Consider the following 1,052-nt stretch of genomic DNA (forward strand, 5'->3'; position numbering starts at 1 on the left):
TTACAAAAAAAGTAGATTATTCTAATGAGAGTATTTACGTGGGCATAGATGTACATAAGAAAAGTTGGGGTGTTTGTATTTTGACAGATTACTATGAACATAAAGTGTTTTCACAACCACCAGAACCTTTAGTTTTGATGAACTACCTTAATAGAAATTTCCCAAAAGGAAATTATTACAGTGCATATGAAGCAGGTTTTTGTGGATTTTGGATAGCACATGAACTAGAAAGACTAGGGGTTGTAAATCTAGTGGTTAACCCATCAGATATTCCCACCACAAATAAAGAAAAAAAACAAAAAAGTGATAAGCGAGATGCCCGTAAGATTGCTAGAGGTCTAAGAAACAAAACATTAAAAGGGATTTATGTTCCTAATCAGCAAATCTTGGAAGATCGACTTCTAGTTCGTACAAGGCAAAAACTTTTATCCGATATTAAGCGGTGTAAATGTAGGATCAAATCCCATTTGAATTATTTTGGGATAAAAATCCCTAAAGAACTTGATAAACCTTATTGGAGCAAGGCCTTTCGTTTTTGGTTGACCACAGAATTGTTTACTGGATCAGCACAAGTGCTGATCGAAGCCTTATTGGAAGAAATGCAACAGATAGAGCATCAGAAAAAAGTGTTGGAAAAGCAAATTGTTCAATTGGCTAATGGAATTTATAAGCCTATAATCACGTTATTACAAAGCATTCCTGGAATAGGACTTTTAGGAGCTATTACCCTAGCCACCGAAATTGCAGAGATAACACGTTTTAAAACACAAGACCAATTGCATAGTTTTGCGGGGCTAATCCCCAATCTATACGCTTCTGGAGAAACAGAGAGAATAGGCAGGATTACCAAAAGGCACAACGCATTTTTAAGACCAATACTCATACAATGTGCGTGGAGAGCCGTGAAAGTTGATCCTCGATTAGGCCTAAATTACATCAATTTATGCAAAACAATGAAAGGGAACAGGGCAATTATTAGAATTGCCAAAAAGTTAATGAACAGGGTGAGATTCGTATGGAAGCACCAACAAAAATATTCTTGTAACTTATAA

Annotated in this window: 1 protein-coding gene; it reads left to right on the plus strand. The window is 35.7% G+C overall.

Annotated elements, in window-relative coordinates; all coding sequences use genetic code 11:
• On the plus strand, window positions 1-1,052 hold a 1,052-nt coding region (locus EM932_RS20695), incomplete at its 5' end, for an IS110 family RNA-guided transposase (RefSeq protein ID WP_135879107.1).

Origin of the sequence: Flavivirga rizhaonensis (assembly GCF_004791695.1) — a bacterium.
Classification (GTDB): domain Bacteria; phylum Bacteroidota; class Bacteroidia; order Flavobacteriales; family Flavobacteriaceae; genus Flavivirga; species Flavivirga rizhaonensis.